The organism is Pseudomonas sp. Z4-20, assembly GCF_051131955.1.
In the GTDB taxonomy this organism is placed as follows: domain Bacteria; phylum Pseudomonadota; class Gammaproteobacteria; order Pseudomonadales; family Pseudomonadaceae; genus Aquipseudomonas; species Aquipseudomonas marvdashtae.
Genome location: NZ_CP071641.1, coordinates 5,372,285 through 5,387,860 on the forward strand (window position 1 = coordinate 5,372,285; position 15,576 = coordinate 5,387,860).

At 61.3% G+C, this 15,576-nt stretch carries 13 protein-coding genes; 8 read left to right on the top strand and 5 right to left on the bottom strand.

Going from position 1 to position 15,576, the window contains the following annotated elements:
* Window positions 1-2 precede the first annotated feature (2 nt).
* Both aguB and J3P82_RS24475 read right to left on the bottom strand, forming a co-directional pair.
* Window positions 3-881 carry an N-carbamoylputrescine amidase gene (aguB, locus tag J3P82_RS24470; protein WP_434559254.1) on the bottom strand — a complete coding sequence of 293 codons (879 nt, stop codon included), beginning with the start codon at window positions 879-881 and terminating at the stop codon, window positions 3-5.
* A gap of 178 nt (window positions 882-1,059) precedes the next feature.
* Window positions 1,060-3,972: an aminotransferase gene (locus J3P82_RS24475; protein ID WP_434559256.1), complete on the bottom strand. Its 2,913-nt coding sequence runs from the start codon at window positions 3,970-3,972 to the stop codon at window positions 1,060-1,062.
* 149 nt (window positions 3,973-4,121) lie between these two features.
* Here J3P82_RS24475 and rfbC point away from each other — a divergent pair, with 149 nt between their 5' ends.
* From rfbC to J3P82_RS24495, 4 genes are all read left to right on the top strand, one after another.
* Window positions 4,122-4,670, top strand: a complete 549-nt coding sequence (gene rfbC / locus J3P82_RS24480) for a dTDP-4-dehydrorhamnose 3,5-epimerase (protein WP_434559258.1) — start codon at window positions 4,122-4,124, stop codon at window positions 4,668-4,670.
* A 61-nt stretch (window positions 4,671-4,731) separates the two neighbouring features.
* Entirely contained in the window at window positions 4,732-6,540 is a 1,809-nt protein-coding gene (locus J3P82_RS24485) for a sensor histidine kinase (protein ID WP_434559260.1), read from the top strand.
* Window positions 6,537-7,928, top strand: coding sequence for a sigma-54-dependent transcriptional regulator (locus J3P82_RS24490; RefSeq protein WP_434559262.1), 1,392 nt, complete (start codon window positions 6,537-6,539; stop codon window positions 7,926-7,928). The genes J3P82_RS24485 and J3P82_RS24490 overlap by 4 nt, the downstream gene beginning before the upstream one ends.
* 36 nt (window positions 7,929-7,964) lie before the next feature.
* Entirely contained in the window at window positions 7,965-8,420 is a 456-nt protein-coding gene (locus tag J3P82_RS24495) for a YiiD C-terminal domain-containing protein (protein WP_434559264.1), read from the top strand.
* 132 nt (window positions 8,421-8,552) lie between these two features.
* Here the strand turns inward: J3P82_RS24495 and cysQ are convergent, their stop codons facing one another.
* Window positions 8,553-9,380 carry a 3'(2'),5'-bisphosphate nucleotidase CysQ gene (gene cysQ, locus J3P82_RS24500; protein ID WP_434559266.1) on the bottom strand — a complete coding sequence of 276 codons (828 nt, stop codon included), beginning with the start codon at window positions 9,378-9,380 and terminating at the stop codon, window positions 8,553-8,555.
* Window positions 9,377-9,943, bottom strand: coding sequence for an ADP compounds hydrolase NudE (gene nudE / locus J3P82_RS24505; RefSeq protein ID WP_186612611.1), 567 nt, complete (start codon window positions 9,941-9,943; stop codon window positions 9,377-9,379). Before nudE ends, cysQ begins: the two co-directional genes overlap by 4 nt.
* An 88-nt stretch (window positions 9,944-10,031) precedes the next feature.
* On the opposite strand from nudE, the gene yrfG reads away from it, so the two are divergent.
* Complete coding sequence (gene yrfG / locus J3P82_RS24510; RefSeq protein ID WP_434559268.1) at window positions 10,032-10,694, top strand: GMP/IMP nucleotidase; 663 nt, start codon at window positions 10,032-10,034, stop codon at window positions 10,692-10,694.
* A 47-nt stretch (window positions 10,695-10,741) separates the two neighbouring features.
* Here the strand turns inward: yrfG and lysM are convergent, their stop codons facing one another.
* Window positions 10,742-11,182: a peptidoglycan-binding protein LysM gene (lysM, locus tag J3P82_RS24515; protein ID WP_186612607.1), complete on the bottom strand. Its 441-nt coding sequence runs from the start codon at window positions 11,180-11,182 to the stop codon at window positions 10,742-10,744.
* Window positions 11,183-11,318: 136 nt separating this feature from the next.
* Here lysM and J3P82_RS24520 point away from each other — a divergent pair, with 136 nt between their 5' ends.
* The 3 genes from J3P82_RS24520 (at window position 11,319) to J3P82_RS24530 (ending at window position 15,484) form a co-directional block, all read left to right on the top strand.
* Window positions 11,319-12,206: a LysR family transcriptional regulator gene (locus tag J3P82_RS24520; RefSeq protein ID WP_434559270.1), complete on the top strand. Its 888-nt coding sequence runs from the start codon at window positions 11,319-11,321 to the stop codon at window positions 12,204-12,206.
* Between the two features lie 93 nt (window positions 12,207-12,299).
* On the top strand, window positions 12,300-13,139 hold the full coding sequence (gene fdhD / locus J3P82_RS24525; protein ID WP_434559272.1) for a formate dehydrogenase accessory sulfurtransferase FdhD: 840 nt from the start codon (window positions 12,300-12,302) through the stop codon (window positions 13,137-13,139).
* Complete coding sequence (locus J3P82_RS24530; RefSeq protein ID WP_434559274.1) at window positions 13,136-15,484, top strand: FdhF/YdeP family oxidoreductase; 2,349 nt, start codon at window positions 13,136-13,138, stop codon at window positions 15,482-15,484. Before fdhD ends, J3P82_RS24530 begins: the two co-directional genes overlap by 4 nt.
* Window positions 15,485-15,576 lie beyond the last annotated feature (92 nt).

Below are 15,576 nucleotides of genomic sequence, written 5' to 3' on the forward strand. Positions count from 1 at the left end.
AATCAGGACTCCAGTGAGCCGTCGAGGGTTTTGACCGCGCCGTACAGGTTCGGACGCCGATCACGGAAAGTGCCCCAGGCACTGCGAATGTGTTCCAGCTCGTCGAGGTCAAAGCTATGCACCAGCACGCCTTCTTCGGTTTCGCCGAGCTCCTGGACTTTTTCACCAAACTGATCGGCGATGAACGAGGAGCCATAAAACGTGATGTCGTAGCCATCCTGCTCTTCATTGCCGATACGATTACTGGCCACCAGCGGCATCAGGTTGGCGCCGGCGTGGCCCTGTTGCACACGTTGCCAGTGATCGCGCGAAGAAATGGTCTTGTCGTGCGGCTCGCTGCCAATGGCGGTTGGGTACAGCAGAATCTCCGCGCCTTGCAGCGCCATGCTGCGAGCGCATTCCGGAAACCACTGGTCCCAGCAGATGCCTACGCCGATTTTGGCGTAGCGGGTATCCCATACCTTGAAGCCGGTATCGCCCGGATTGAAATAGTACTTCTCATGGTAGCCAGGCCCATCCGGGATGTGGCTTTTGCGGTACACGCCCAGGTTCTGACCGTCGGCATCGATGATCGCAATACTGTTGAAACGCGCCCGTCCGGCCAGTTCAAAAAAACTGATCGGCAACACAACCTGCAGTTCCTCGGCAACTTTCTGGAAGTGCTTGATGGCGACGTTCTCGTCGACCGACGTCGCCAGTTGCAGATAGTCCGGATTTGGCTTTTGGCAGAAGTACGGCGTCTCGAACAATTCCTGGATGAGAATCACCTGTGCGCCTTGGGCAGCAGCCTGGCGAACCAACTTATCGGCGGTCTCGATATTGGCTTCGAGATCCCAAGAACAGGCCATCTGAGTGGCGGCGACGGTAACGATGCGAGTCATGAATCATCTCCTGGGCGATGGCAGTGCCGACTTTATAGCCGATAAAAATCGGCTTAGAAAGAGGAGAAAAACCATACACGAGGAAAAACCGCTAAAAAAGCCGACAAAAATCGGCTTACTGTACCCCGCATGCGCGGGCGGACCCGCGCCTGCAGGATGACCAGCAGCGCCCGGTTGGCTACAGCCCCTCCTCCAACACTTTCGCCAGCATATCGACAAAGAAATCCACGCTCTGACGGGTGGTAACCATCGGTGGCTTGATCTTCAGGATGTTTAGATAATCACCGGTCGGTTGCATGAAGATGCCCAACTCCCGCAGGCGGTTGCACAGCGCCGTGGTTTCTTCGGTGGCAGGTTCCAGGGTGGCGCGGTTGCGGATCAGCTCCACGCCCAGGTAGAACCCGGAGCCATGCACCGCGCCGACCAGCGGATACTGGTCGATCAATGCCTCCAGGCGCGCCTTGAAATGTGCTCCGACCACCCGGGCGTTTTCCCACAAGTCTTCCTCTTCCATGACATCCAGCACGGCCATGCCGATCTGGCAACTGACCGGGCTGCCGCCGGCGGAAGAGAAAAAATACCCCTCGGCTTCCAACGCCTCGGCGATTTCTCGCCGGGTGATGACGGCTCCCAGTGGCTGGCCGTTGCCCATGCCCTTGGCCATGGTGATGATATCCGGCACCACGCCTTGCTCCTCGAAGCCCCAGAAAAACTCACCCATGCGTCCGTAACCGACTTGCACCTCGTCGGCGATGCAGACGCCACCGCGCTCGCGCACCAAGGCATAGACCTGCTTCAGATACCCCGGTGGCAGCGCGATCCCGCCAGCATTGCCATACACCGGTTCGCAGATGAAACCGGCCAATTGGCGTTTCTGCTCGGCGATTTTAGCCAGGTTGTGTTCGACGCTGCGCACGTAGTCGGGCGCACTGTCAGCGCCACGGAATTCGCCGCGATAAGTGTTCGGCGCGGTCACCGGATGCACCCAGTCCGGACGACTGCTGAGGGCTTGGGGATTGTCGGCGATGGAGGTCGAAACCGCGTCGGCCGCCACCGACCAGCCGTGGTAGGCCTCCAAGACACTGAGCATGTCGCGTCCCTTGCTGTAGGCCCAGGCCAGGCGGATCGCCAAGTCGTTGGCCTCGGTGCCGCTGTTGACCAGGAACACTCGATCCATGTTCGATGGCGCCAGCGCCAACAGGCGCTCGGAAAACTCGGCGATCGCCGCATAGTGAAAGCGCGAGTTGGTATTGAGCAGCGACCATTGCCGGGCCGCGACCGCCGCCATGCGCGGGTGGCCATGCCCCAGCACCGCGACATTGTTGAGCATGTCGAGGTAAGAGCGGCCCTGCATGTCGATCAAGTGGTTACGCCAGCCACGCTCGATGTGCGGCGGGTCGACGTAATAGTGCTTCTGCGAACGAGCGAAACTCGCATCGCGACGGGCCAGCAGCGCGGCGGGATCGATTTCCGGCTCGGCATCGCAAGCCAGCCCCAGCAGCGTCGCGGGCGATGGGCAAAGCGCCTGCCAGGCCTTCACCCTGGAGGGCGTGCAGAACAATGGTGGGGTCAGATGCGCGCCTCGGCACAGTTGAACCCGCAACGGGCCAACCACTTCACCCAAGACCTGTCCCCTGACCAGCGCGGCGCCAGAATGCAATGACGACGATACGCCCCACAATCGTACGCTCAACTGCGGACCGTCGAGCCGCAACAGGCCCTCGGCATCCTTGTGCACCACCCCGGCGAAAGGCGACTCCAACGGCGTATCTTGAGGGACATGCAATTCAACGTGTAACGGATAAGTATCGGGCTCGACGGCACTGTCCGGCCGGGTGCGGGACAGCCGGTACTGGCCGTAGCGACTGGCAGCCAACCCGTGCAGCGCCGCGCCTTCGCTGAGAAGACGCTGGTCAATTCCAGCCTGTTCCCAATTGCCGGCCTCGAAATGTGGACTGAGTACGCCCAGGTCGATCAGCGCAAAATCACGCCCCACCAAGGTTGGCAGCAAGGGGGCGAAACCCTCGTTGGCAATCGACGGCAGGCTGTGACCCGCGGCGGCAAGAATCGCCGCCTCCATCAATTCAAGCGGCACGGAACAGGCAACGCGAAAAATTTCCCACTCATGTTCAAGATTGTCACGGGCGTATTGATTATCCGGATCGACAGCGACTTGTTGCTCGCCGCTGAGCACCAGCACCGCGGCGCGGGCCACGATCAGGGGCCAGAGCGCCAGGAGTTCTTCGCGCTGCAACGGATTGACCGCGTGATAGGCCTTGATGGCCGGCAGGATATAAAACGGATCGCTGCCGGCGTGATGCAGCAGGGCCGCGCAGGTTACCGACAAGTCGGTGATGCGCCAGGTGCGAACCAGATCGCCAAAATCGATCACACCTTGCAACTGCCATTGGCGCTGGGCATCGCGTTGCCAAACCACGTTGTCGTCCGTGATGTCCATGTGGATCGCCTGCACCGGCAGGCTCGCCTTGAGCGGCTGCAAGCGCCGTTCGGCCTGCTGCGCGACCTCGGCGATCAAATGGCGCCGCTGATCGTCCTTGATGACGGGCAATAGATGGTCAATCAAGGCCGGCGCATGGCGTGCGTCCCACTGCAGGGTGCGCTCCAGGCCCGGATGGTCGAACGAGGCCAGGGCCAAGTCCATGTCTGCGCACAATCTTCCCAGACCTGTCACCAAGTCGGGCGTAAGGTGCAACAGTTGAGTGAGGGATTGACCGTCGATGTACTCCAGCAGTCGCACATGAACCGACTGCCCATCAACTTCCAGGGTCAGCAGGTCCTGGCCGTTGCTGGCCGCGATCACTCGCGGCACTTTCACCGCGCCATGCTCGGCCAGCAGCTTGAGGGCGGCATGCTGGGCCTGGAGTTCCTGGACGGCATAGTTGCCATGACAAATCTTTAACACGAACCGGCCGCGTTCGCTGTCGACGCGGTAGTTGACGTCCTGATGGCTGCCGAGGGGTCGCAGGTCACCGCTGAGTCCGTAATTCGAGCGCAGCAATACCAACGCCTGCCCGGCGCTGATTTGTGGGCTTGGCAAACTGGCACGATGAACCAACGTAGCGAGCGGCATACAACGACCCCTGAGTAGGTTTTGTCTTGGACGCCTATCACGCCATTGAGCCAAGGGATTAGCAACCCCTTCTTCTGACCTCAGGGCTCGCGCCGCCCGCTGCTTTGGGCAAGAATGGTCGCATCTATACTTTCTTCTGGAGACACGCAATGAATGTAATCGCCACCGAGCTGCCCGATGTCCTGGTCATCGAACCCAAGGTCTTTGGTGACGAACGCGGTTTTTTTTATGAAAGCTTCAACGCCAAGGCCCTCAAGGACGCAACCGGCATCGAAACGCAGTTTGTGCAGGATAATCACTCTCGCTCGCAGAAGGGCGTGTTGCGTGGCCTGCATTATCAGTTGCAAAACACCCAAGGCAAGCTGGTGCGTGTCACTGCCGGAGAAGTGCTCGATGTGGCAGTGGATATCCGCCGCAGCTCGCCGAACTTCGGCAAATGGGTCGCCGTGCGCCTCAGCGCCGATAACCACCGTCAGCTTTGGGTGCCGCCAGGGTTCGCCCATGGCTTCGTGGTCTTGAGTGAATTCGCGGAGTTCCTGTACAAGACGACCAACTACTATGACCCGGCGTCCGAACGCAGCTTGCTTTGGAACGACCCCGCATTGAATATCGACTGGCAACTGGGTGATATCAAGCCACAACTGTCAGGCAAGGATCTGGCTGCTGCAACCCTCCAGCAGGCAGAAGTCTTCGCCTGATCGAAGACGTTGAGGTGTGTCCTAGGCATAATGCGCTTGTCACCACAGGCGCCCCATGCTCATGAATTCCACCCTTCCCCGCAGACCTCGTTGGCGCAGCCTGGCCCTGCTTGCGCTGTGCCTGGCGCCATTGCTATGGCCGCTTGAGCATTTGGCCGAGCGTTATTACCGCAGCGAACTGGCTGGACAAAACCGCCAGACTCTCGACCTCTACGTGGCCAACCTCCTCGGGACCCTGCACCGCTATGAAGTGCTGCCGCAGATTCTCGGCGAGCTGCCGGCCCTGCGCGCGGCCCTGTCGGCGCCGGACGATGGGGTGACCCAGGGCAATGCCAACCGGTTGCTGAAAAACATCAGCGCCCAGACCGGCGCCGAAGTCATGTACCTGATGGACGCCTCTGGCAAGACCCTGGCGGCATCGAACTGGGACAAGCACGACAGTTTCGTCGGACGCAATTTCGCCTTCCGCCCCTACTACATCGAAGCCATGGCCGGGCGCCTGGGGCGCTTCTTCGGCCTGGGCACCACGTCAGGCAAGCGCGGTTATTTTTTCGCCGCCGCGGTACGCGATCGCGAAAAAGTCATCGGCGTATTGGTGGTCAAGGTTGACCTCGACCACACCGAAAGCCTCTGGGGCAAGACCCCAGAGCAGTTGTTGGTTACCGACCACAACGGCGTCGTGATCCTGACCTCGCGCCAGGAATGGAGATTTCGCGCAACTCGCCCCTTGAGCGAGCAAGAAAGCAAGGCAATCAGTGCGGTGCAGCCTTACCCGACACGGGACCCCAAACCGCTCCATCTGGACAGCGGTGCCTGGCTGCCCCAGACCCAGGTCATCGAAGAGACAGGCTGGAACGTGAGCATCCTCGCTCCGCGCACGCTGATCGACCGGCCAGTACGCACGGTGGTGGCCATCGGCGGTGCAGCGCTGCTGGTGTTGATGCTGTTGCTCGGGTTGATGATGCAACGCCGGCGGCATTATCTGGACCGGATCGCCTTCGAGGCCAAGGCTCGACACGAACTGGAGGGCCGGGTCGCGGAACGTACCAGCGACCTGGAGGGACTCAACCGTCGCCTGAAACAGGAAGTGCTGGAGCGCGAGCACGCCCAACAGGAATTGGTCCGCGCCCAGGATGATCTGGTACAGGCCGGCAAGTTGTCAGCCCTGGGCACCATGTCGGCCAGCATCAGCCACGAACTCAACCAGCCGCTGGCGGCGATTCGAAGTTATGCCGAAAACGCCGAGATACTGCTCGATCACCAGCGCACCGAAGACGCTCGGGGCAACCTCAAGCTGATCAACGAACTGACCGGGCGCATGGCCTCGATCATCGCCCACCTGCGCGCCTTCGCCCGCCGGGACCGACACGCCCCGGAAAGCGTCGCCCTCCAACCGGCGCTCGACGATGCCCTCGCACTGCTCGCCAAACGTCGGCGCAGCATGGAAGTGGAGCTGATACGCGACTTGCCGGCGGCTGCTTTGTGGGTGGAGGCCGGCGAAACGCGCCTGCGCCAGGTGCTCGGTAACTTGCTGGCCAACGCCCTTGACGCCCTGACCGAAAAGGGTCCACCGCGTAAACTGTGGCTCAGTGCCCAGGCGACGGAAACCGGCGTCAACCTGTACATCCGCGATAATGGCCCGGGGTTTTGCATGGAGGCCCTTGGCCGCGCCGGCGAGCCGTTCTACACCACCAAGACGCGCACCCAGGGGCTTGGCCTCGGGTTGGCGATCTGCGACACCCTGATGCGTGCCTTCGGCGGAGAACTGTTGTTCGCCAATCACAAGGAAGGCGGCGCCCTGATTACCCTGAAGCTGCGCGCCGGTGCGCCCGGGGTGAGCCTGCAACCGTCCGAGGACCGTAGTGTATGACCATCGATAACCAGATTGAGGTGGTGCTGATCGACGACGATCCCCATCTGCGTCAGGCCCTGAGCCAGACCCTCGACCTGGCTGGACTGAAGATCCTGCCCTTGGGCGAGGCCAACGGCCTGGCCGGGCAACTGCCCCGCGATTGGCCGGGCGTGGTGGTCAGCGATATACGCATGCCGGGCATGGACGGCCTCGAACTGCTGGGCCAATTGCATAGCCAGGATCCGGAGTTGCCGGTGCTGCTGATCACCGGTCACGGCGATGTACCTCTGGCGGTCCAGGCGATGCGCGCCGGGGCGTACGACTTCCTTGAAAAACCCTTCGCCAGTGACCAGTTGCTCGATAGCGTACGCCGGGCCCTGGCCTTGCGGCGCCTGGTCCTGGATAACCGCAGCCTGCGCCTGGCCCTCAGTGACCGTCATGAGCTCAGCGCCCGGCTGGTCGGACAATCGGCCCCCATGTTGCGCCTGCGCGAGCAGATCGGCGCCTTGGCGGCGACCCGCGCCGACGTGCTGATCCTCGGCGAAACCGGGGCCGGCAAGGAAGTGGTCGCCCGTGCACTGCATGACCTGTCTGGACGGCGTAACGGGCCGTTCGTGGCCATCAATGCCGGCGCGTTGGCTGAGTCAGTGGTGGAAAGCGAATTGTTCGGCCATGAACCCGGCGCCTTCACTGGCGCGCAGAAGCGCCGTATCGGCAAATTCGAGTTCGCCAACGGCGGCACATTGTTCCTCGATGAAATCGAAAGCATGAGCCTGGACGTACAGGTCAAGCTGCTTCGCCTGCTGCAAGAACGCGTAGTGGAGCGCCTGGGCGGCAACCAGCAGATCCCGCTGGACATCCGCGTCATCGCCGCCACCAAGGAAGACCTGCGCCAAGCCGCCGATCAGGGCCGTTTTCGCGCCGACTTGTACTACCGCCTGAACGTCGCGCCGCTGCGCATCCCACCGCTGCGCGAACGGGGTGAGGACGTACTGATGCTGTTCCAGCATTTCGCTGATGAGGCCAGCGCGCGCCACGGCCTGCCGCCCCACGAACTGCTGCCGGCCCACCGTGCGCTGCTGTTGCGCCATGGCTGGCCGGGCAATGTCCGCGAATTGCAGAACGCCGCCGAACGCTTCGCCCTGGGCTTGGAACTGGCCCTGGACAATAGCGCACCCGACACTGCCCCCGGCGCGCCGGTGGAAATCATCAGCGGCGGCCTGAGCGAGCAGGTGGAGAATTTCGAAAAGACCCTGATTGCCGCCGAGTTGGCCCGCCCCCACGGCTCGGTACGCAGCCTCGCCGAAGCGCTGGGCATTCCGCGCAAGACCTTGCACGACAAACTGCGCAAGCACGGGCTTACGTTTGGCGACAGCAACCCTGGCTCGGCCGATGAGTCCGATTGAGCGCCCGCCAACTCACCTTCAAACAAGAGGGCCTGCATGAACCGCGACAGCCGTTACCTGGAAACGACCCTGCACCGGGACATCCCGTTGACCCAGGACATGGGCCTGAGAGTGCTCGATTGGCAAGCGCGACAACTGCGCCTGTTCCTGCCGCTTGCGGCCAACGTCAATCATAAAAGCACCATGTTCGGCGGCAGCCTGTATTGCGGCGCGGTACTTGGCGGCTGGGGCTGGCTGCACCTGGCCTTGCGCGAGGAAGGCATCGAGGATGGACACATCGTGATTCAGGAAGGGCAGATCACTTATCCGCTGCCCGTCACCGGCGATGCGACTGTCATTTGTGACGCACCGGATGAAAAAACCTGGAAACGCTTCCTGGCCACCTATCGGCGTTACGGCCGGGCAAGGCTGGCGTTGCAAACGCGGGTGATGAATGCGGATAGCGAAAAGATGGCGGTGCAGTTTGAAGGGCAGTACGTGCTGCACCGTTAATTGGCGCAATAGGACCCTGTGGCGAGGGAGCTTGCTCCCGCTGGGCAGCGAAGCGGCCCCAAAGCGTCTGCTGCGCAGCCGAGCGGGAGCAAGCTCCCTCGCCACAAAAGCTTCCTGGCCAAAGATCAGGGTTTAAGATCGAGCAAGCTCCAACAACTTTCCACGCCACGCCGCTTTCGCCGGCAGCGCCAGGAAAGACGTATTCAACAACGACTCCCGTGCCGGATAGCGGAACGGTTGACCCTGCAGGTCCAACACTTCGCCACCCGCGCCCTCCAATACACCCTGGGCGGCGGCGGTGTCCCATTGGGACGTTGGCGCCAACCGCGGATAGCAATCAGCCGCGCCCTCGGCCAGCAGGCAGAACTTCAATGAACTGCCAATATTGGTCAACTGCAAGGGTCCCAGGCTTTCGCTTAACCCGCTCAAGAGGCGCTCCTGTTCCGGGCTGGTGTGGCGACGGCTGGCGACTAGGGTAAACACGTCACCGGGCGCCATCGCGTGCCGTGCTGAGATAGGCGAAGGCTCGGCGCCCTTGTCGGCACGCCAGGCGCCCAGTCCCGCTCCGCCAACATAAAAGCGGCCATTGGTGGGCATCGAGACCACGCCGAACACCACGCGACCGTCCTCGATCAACGCGATGTTGACGGTGAATTCCTCACTGCCGGAAATGAATTCCTTGGTTCCATCCAGAGGGTCCACCAACCACCAGCGTTTCCATTCGGCGCGCACGCTTTGGGCTATATCGGCGTCTTCCTCCGAGAGGATCGGAATATCCGGTGCCAGCGCGGTCAGCCCAGCCACGATGACATCGTGGGCAGCCATATCCGCAGCGGTCACTGGTGATTCGTCAGCCTTGTGCGCAACTTCTACGTTGGCCCGCCAGAACGGCAGGATCGCGGCACCGGCTTCAAGCGCCAGCTCGATGACGGGCGCCATCAGGGGATGGGGGAAATTCATGGCAGGTAGGCTCCGCGCTGGGTCAGCAGGTCACGCGCCAAGTACAACGCCGCCAGCGCTCGGCCTTCGGTGAATTGAGGATTCTGGGCCAGGGCCGACAATTCGCCCAGATTGACCTTGTCCACACGCATCGGTTCGGGCTCGTCGCCCTCCAACCGCTCTTCATACAGGTCGGTCGCCAGCACCACTTGGATCTTTTGGCTCATGTAGCCGGGAGACAACGACAGTTCGGTCAGGTGCTCCAGTTGACGCGCGCCAAAACCGGCCTCTTCCTTGAGCTCGCGCTCGGCCGCCGCCAGTACATCTTCACCCGGCTCGATCAGCCCCTTGGGCAGCGAGAGCTCGTAGGCATCGGTGCCACCGCAGTATTCTTCCACCAGCACGGCATGGTCGGCATCGAGCATCGCGACGATCATCACCGCGCCGTAGCCTGCGCCCTTGCCCGCCAGGCGTTCGTAGGTGCGTTCCACACCGTTGGAAAAGCGCAGTTTCAGTTCTTCCACGCAAAACAGGCGGCTGGTGGCGACGATCCGTCGGTCGAGTATGGTGGGTTTCTGGCGCATGAACGGCTCCCTGGGCGATAGCGGGCTACTATACCCGGCCTATTCTGATTGTTTGTGTCGGATATCTGCTTACCGCTGGAGAAGTTTTATGGCCTTGTTGCCTTGGCATGAGATCGATACGGTTCTGCTGGACATGGACGGCACCCTGCTGGACCTGCATTACGACAACCACTTCTGGCTGGAGCACCTGCCCCAGCGTTATGCCGAGCTGCATGGGGTCAGCCGGGCGATGGCCGAGATGGAGTTACAGCCGCTGTTCGAGCGCAACGCCGGCCAGTTGCAGTGGTACTGCCTGGATTTCTGGAGCGCCGAACTGAAGCTGCCGGTGCGTGAATTGAAACTTGAAACCGCCCACTTGATTGCCCTGCGCCAAGACGCTGATACATTTCTCGCGGCCATCCAGCGCGCAGGCAAACGGGTCGTGATGATTACCAATGCCCATCGGGATTCGCTGTCGCTGAAGCTGGAGCGCATCGAACTGGCGCCCTACTTCGAGCGCTTGATCAGCTCCCACGACTACGGTTTCCCGAAGGAGAGCCCGCAGTTCTGGGACGCGCTGCAAGCCGACCTGAGTTTCGACCCGGCCCGCAGCCTGTTTATCGACGATACCCTGCCGGTGCTGCGCAGCGCCCGGGACTTCGGCGTGGCGCACCTGCTGGCGGTCAGCGAGCCGGACAGCCGCAAGGGGCCGAAGGATACGGCGGAGTTCGACGCGGTAACGGATTATCGGAAGCTGATCCAAGGGCTCTAGTGCAAGCCTTTGGCGAGGGACTTACTCCCTCGCCACGGAGGTACGGGTTACTCAGGGATACGCAGTGACTGCCCGGGGTAGATCTTGTCTGGATGCGACAACATCGGTTTGTTGGCTTCGAAAATCTTGTTGTACTGGTTCGCGTCACCATACTCGGCCTTGGATATGGCGCTGAGCGTGTCACCTTTTTTCACCGTCACGAAACGCGCGGCCTTTGCCACCGGCCCAGTCACGGTGATCTGGTCATCCACGCTGCCGACACCGGCGATGTTGCCCGCGGCTAACAGGATCTTTTCTTTCTCCTCCTGGCTTCCGACTTCACCGGTCAGGGTGACTTTGTCGCCGTCTATCGTCGCTTGCACATTCGGATTGCCCAGCCCGACCTTGCTGATGTGTTCCTTCAACTGCTCGCTGGCATTGGCATTGCCGGGAGTCAGCAGGTCGATAAGCTTTTCTCCCGCTTCCTTCACAAAGCTAAAAATACTCATGGCGCACGCTCCTTGGGTTTAAATGTCCAGACGGATAAGACTAGACCAAGCCAACCGAGCCCATTCTCCAACCGACCAATGACCTCACCACGCCCAAGGCGCTAGAATCAGAATCTTCCCGCGCCCAGGAGCGAAGATGGACATCAAGCAGCTGAAATTTCTCATCGCGCTCGAAGAAACCCGCCACTTCGGCCAAGCCGCCGCTCGTTGCCACATCACCCAACCCACCTTGTCGATGCGCCTGCGCAGCCTGGAAGAAGAGCTCGGCCTGCCGCTGGTCAACCGCGGCCAGCGCTTCGAGGGCTTCACCGCACCGGGGGAGCGGGTGCTGGCCTGGGCACGCACGGTGTTGGCGGCTTATGACGGGCTGCAGGCCGAAGCGGCGGCGTGCCGTGGCAACCTGGTGGGTACGCTGCGCCTGGGCGTGGTGCCACTGTCGGACTTCGACCCGCTGGCGATGATGCAGCGCCTGCACACCGACCACCCCAGCCTGCGTTTCGAATTATCGTCCTTGAGTTCCGAACGCATCCTCGAACAGCTGGCGAACAACCGCATCGACTTGGGTATTTCCTACCTGGAACGCCTGGACAACGATCGTTTCGAAGCCCTGCCCTTTGCCCATACCCGCATGGGCCTGCTGTATGACCAACGCTTTTTCTTTTTTGGTGAAGAGCCGCTGACTTGGGAAGCGCTGGTGGAGCTGCCCCTGGGCATGCTTACCAGCGGCATGCATTTCCGCCAATCCATCGACCACAGTTTCCACAGTCGAGGCCTAGCCCCCCAACCGCTGCTGCAAACCGACGCGGTGCATCAATTGTTACAAGCTGTGCATGGTGGACTGTGCTGCGCCGTGGTGCCGTTGGAGAGCGGACTGAACGTCCTCACCGAAGACCTGCGGATCCAGCCTATCGAAAGCGCCCAGACCCTGGTCCCGCTGGGGCTGATCATGCGGCGCGGCGCTCCACGTTCGGCCTTGGCCGAGGCTTGTTTCGCCCTCTACCAGAAATCAACGACCATCTCTTGATCGACGTCATCTATTGGAAGATCAGTAATAGCAATTAGACGTTGCAGATTGCCGCATTTAGTCTTAGCACTATTCTCACTTTCAGTGATGCCCATGAACGACAAGCCTCCGGTCTGTCCAGTGCCTGCTGTGGAACCCTCCACGCCAGCCGCCAGCCAGAGCTATCGCTACTGCAACCTGGACCACTCTCAATCGGACAGCACCGCGCTGGCCGAGGAAGTGGCGTTGGCGATCGCCTATAACGGCATCAGCCAAGCGGTGATGTTGGTCACGCCCACTGATCTTGAAGACTTTATCGTCGGTTTCAGCCTCGGCAGCGGCATCATCGAAGACCCGGCTGATATCTATGACCTGCAACTGAGCGGTGCAGGTTCCGCGCACTATGCCCAGGTAACCATCGCCAATCGCGCGTTCTGGAACCTCAAGCAGCAACGCCGCCAACTGGCCGGCACCAGCGGCTGCGGATTATGCGGCGTCGAAGCCGTGGAGCAGGCGCTGCCCGACCTCAAGAAGCTGCCCGGCGCATCGCTGCCACCGGCGCAATGGCTCGATGGCCTGCGACAGCGCATCAGCCAGTTCCAGCCCTTGGGGCAGCATTGCGGCGCGGTACACGCAGCATTGTTCATGAACGCCCGAGGTGAGTTGCTGCTGGGCCGTGAAGACATTGGCCGGCACAACGCCCTCGACAAACTGATCGGGGCCTTGGTCCGACAACAGATCCCGGTGGCCGGCGGTCTGGCGATTGTCACCAGCCGTTGCAGCCTCGAACTGATTCAAAAAGTATTACGCGCGGGCGTCCAGACACTGGTCAGCCTGTCGTCGCCCACCGGCCTCGCCGTGCAGTGGGCTCGCCAACACAACCTCAACCTCATCCACCTGCCGCAAAAAAGTGCGCCGCGGGTCTACAGCCCTGCGATGGAGAAACAAGCGTGAGCAATCATCAACAAGCCGACCAGAAACCCACACCGCGCTACAAGCCTTACAAGGGCCCGGCCGGTGGTTGGGGGGCGCTGATCAGCGTTGCCCAGGCCTGGCTGACCAGCGATAACGCACTGAAGAATATTCGCATGATGCTCAAGACCAACCAGAACGGCGGGTTCGACTGCCCGGGCTGCGCCTGGGGCGACTCGCCGGAAAGTGGCATGGTCAAGTTCTGTGAGAACGGCGCCAAGGCCGTGAACTGGGAGGCGACCAAGCGTCGCGTCGACGGTGCGTTCTTTGCCAAGCACAGCGTGACCTCGTTGCTGGAGCAGAGCGACTACTGGCTTGAGTACCAAGGCCGCCTGACCGAGCCGATGAGCTACGACGCCGAAACCGACCGCTACAAGCCCATCAGTTGGGAGGCGGCATTTGCCTTGATCGGCAAACACCTGCAAGGACTGTCCAGCCCGAACCAGGCCGAGTTTTATACCTCGGGCCGGGCCAGCAATGAAGCGGCCTATTTGTACCAGCTGTTCGTGCGCGCCTATGGCACCAACAATTTCCCAGACTGCTCGAACATGTGCCATGAAGCCAGCGGCGTGGCACTGTCCCAAAGCGTCGGCGTGGGCAAAGGCACGGTCACTTTTGACGATTTCGAGCACGCCGATGCGATTTTCGTCTGGGGCCAGAACCCCGGCACCAACCACCCGCGGATGCTTGAACCGCTGCGCGAAGCAGTGAAGCGCGGTGCGCAGGTGGTGTGTATCAACCCGCTCAAGGAGCGTGGCCTGGAGCGCTTCCAGCATCCGCAACATCCGCTGGAAATGCTCACCAACGGCGACAAACCGACCAACACTGCCTATTTCCGTCCGGCCTTGGGTGGCGATATGGCAATACTGCGGGGCATGGCAAAATTCTTGCTGCAATGGGAACGTGAAGCCCAGAACAACGGCGCCCCCGCGGTGTTCGATCATGCATTTCTCAATGAGCACAGCGCCAACACGCTGGAATACCTGGCGGTGGTCGATGACACCTCGTGGGAGCAGATCGTCGAGCAATCCGGCCTGACCCTGGCCGAAATTGAGCAGGCAGCCCGTATGTACGCCAAGGCCAGCAATGTGATCATGTGCTGGGCGATGGGCATCACCCAACACCGCCATTCGGTGGCAACCATCCAGGAAATCGCCAACCTGATGATGCTGCGCGGCAACATCGGCAAGCCAGGCGCGGGACTCTGCCCAGTGCGTGGCCATAGTAACGTGCAGGGCGACCGGACCATGGGCATCAACGAGCGCCCGCCCGTTGCATTCCTCGACGCGCTGGAGCGGCGCTTCCAGTTCAAGGTGCCGCGTGAAAACGGCCACAACGTGGTCGAGTCGATCCACGCCATGGCCGAGGGCCGGGCAAAAGTGTTTATCGCTCTGGGCGGCAACTTCGCCCAGGCTACGCCAGACAGCCATCGGACCTTCAAAGCTTTGGGCAACTGCGACCTGACCGTCCAGATCAGCACCAAGCTCAACCGCAGCCACCTGGCCCATGGGAAAGAAGCACTGATCCTGCCGTGCCTGGGCCGTACCGACATCGACGTGCAAGCAGAAGGCCCGCAAGCGGTGACCGTGGAAGACTCCTTCAGCATGGTCCACGCCTCGAATGGTCAATTGCAGCCGCTGTCGAACCAGATGCGCTCCGAGCCGTGGATCGTTGCCGGTATCGCCGCTGCCACGCTGGGCAGCCGTCCGGTGGATTGGAACTGGCTCGTGGCCGATTACAGCCGTGTTCGCGACTTGATCGCCGAGACCATTCCCGGCTTCAAGGACTTCAACGAAAAACTCAAGAACCCTGGCGGCTTTTATCTGGGCAACAGCGCTGGCGCCCGTCGCTGGAATACCGCATCGGGCCGCGCCAATTTCAAGCCTAACCGGTTGCCGACCGATCTGATTCATGAGCGCACCCACGCCACGGGCAAAGTGCCGGACCTGATCCTGCAATCCATGCGCTCGCACGATCAGTACAACACGACCATCTATGGACTCGATGACCGTTATCGCGGCGTAAAGGGCCAACGTGATGTGCTGTTCGTCAACGAAGCGGACATCATCCGCCTGGGCTTCAAGCCGGGGCAGAAAGCAGACATCATCTCGCTCTGGGAGGATGGGCGTGAGCGGCGCGTCAAGGGCTTCACGTTGCTGGCCTTCGACATCCCGGCCGGACAAGCCGCTGCCTATTATCCCGAAGTGAATCCCTTGGTGCCGTTGGAAAGCACCGGCGACGGCAGCCACACCCCAACCTCGAAGTTCGTGGCGATCCGCCTGGAAGCAGCGAGTGAGAGCGGGTTGATCATGGCCAAGTCAGCCTGACATGATCTTGTGCGAGGGGGCTTGCTTCCTCGCCACGTTCGTATTTTTCAAACGCCCACAAAAAAGGCCGTTTCCTAAAGAAAACGGCCTGT

What these genes read in the sequence shown, in the direction of transcription:
- aguB (WP_434559254.1), bottom strand. Translation starts at nt 881, where the DNA reads ATGACTCGCATCGTTACCGTCGCCGCCACTCAGATGGCCTGTTCTTGG.
- J3P82_RS24475 (WP_434559256.1), bottom strand. Translation starts at nt 3,972, where the DNA reads ATGCCGCTCGCTACGTTGGTTCATCGTGCCAGTTTGCCAAGCCCACAA.
- rfbC (WP_434559258.1), top strand. Translation starts at nt 4,122, where the DNA reads ATGAATGTAATCGCCACCGAGCTGCCCGATGTCCTGGTCATCGAACCC.
- J3P82_RS24485 (WP_434559260.1), top strand. Translation starts at nt 4,732, where the DNA reads ATGAATTCCACCCTTCCCCGCAGACCTCGTTGGCGCAGCCTGGCCCTG.
- J3P82_RS24490 (WP_434559262.1), top strand. Translation starts at nt 6,537, where the DNA reads ATGACCATCGATAACCAGATTGAGGTGGTGCTGATCGACGACGATCCC.
- J3P82_RS24495 (WP_434559264.1), top strand. Translation starts at nt 7,965, where the DNA reads ATGAACCGCGACAGCCGTTACCTGGAAACGACCCTGCACCGGGACATC.
- cysQ (WP_434559266.1), bottom strand. Translation starts at nt 9,380, where the DNA reads ATGAATTTCCCCCATCCCCTGATGGCGCCCGTCATCGAGCTGGCGCTT.
- nudE (WP_186612611.1), bottom strand. Translation starts at nt 9,943, where the DNA reads ATGCGCCAGAAACCCACCATACTCGACCGACGGATCGTCGCCACCAGC.
- yrfG (WP_434559268.1), top strand. Translation starts at nt 10,032, where the DNA reads ATGGCCTTGTTGCCTTGGCATGAGATCGATACGGTTCTGCTGGACATG.
- lysM (WP_186612607.1), bottom strand. Translation starts at nt 11,182, where the DNA reads ATGAGTATTTTTAGCTTTGTGAAGGAAGCGGGAGAAAAGCTTATCGAC.
- J3P82_RS24520 (WP_434559270.1), top strand. Translation starts at nt 11,319, where the DNA reads ATGGACATCAAGCAGCTGAAATTTCTCATCGCGCTCGAAGAAACCCGC.
- fdhD (WP_434559272.1), top strand. Translation starts at nt 12,300, where the DNA reads ATGAACGACAAGCCTCCGGTCTGTCCAGTGCCTGCTGTGGAACCCTCC.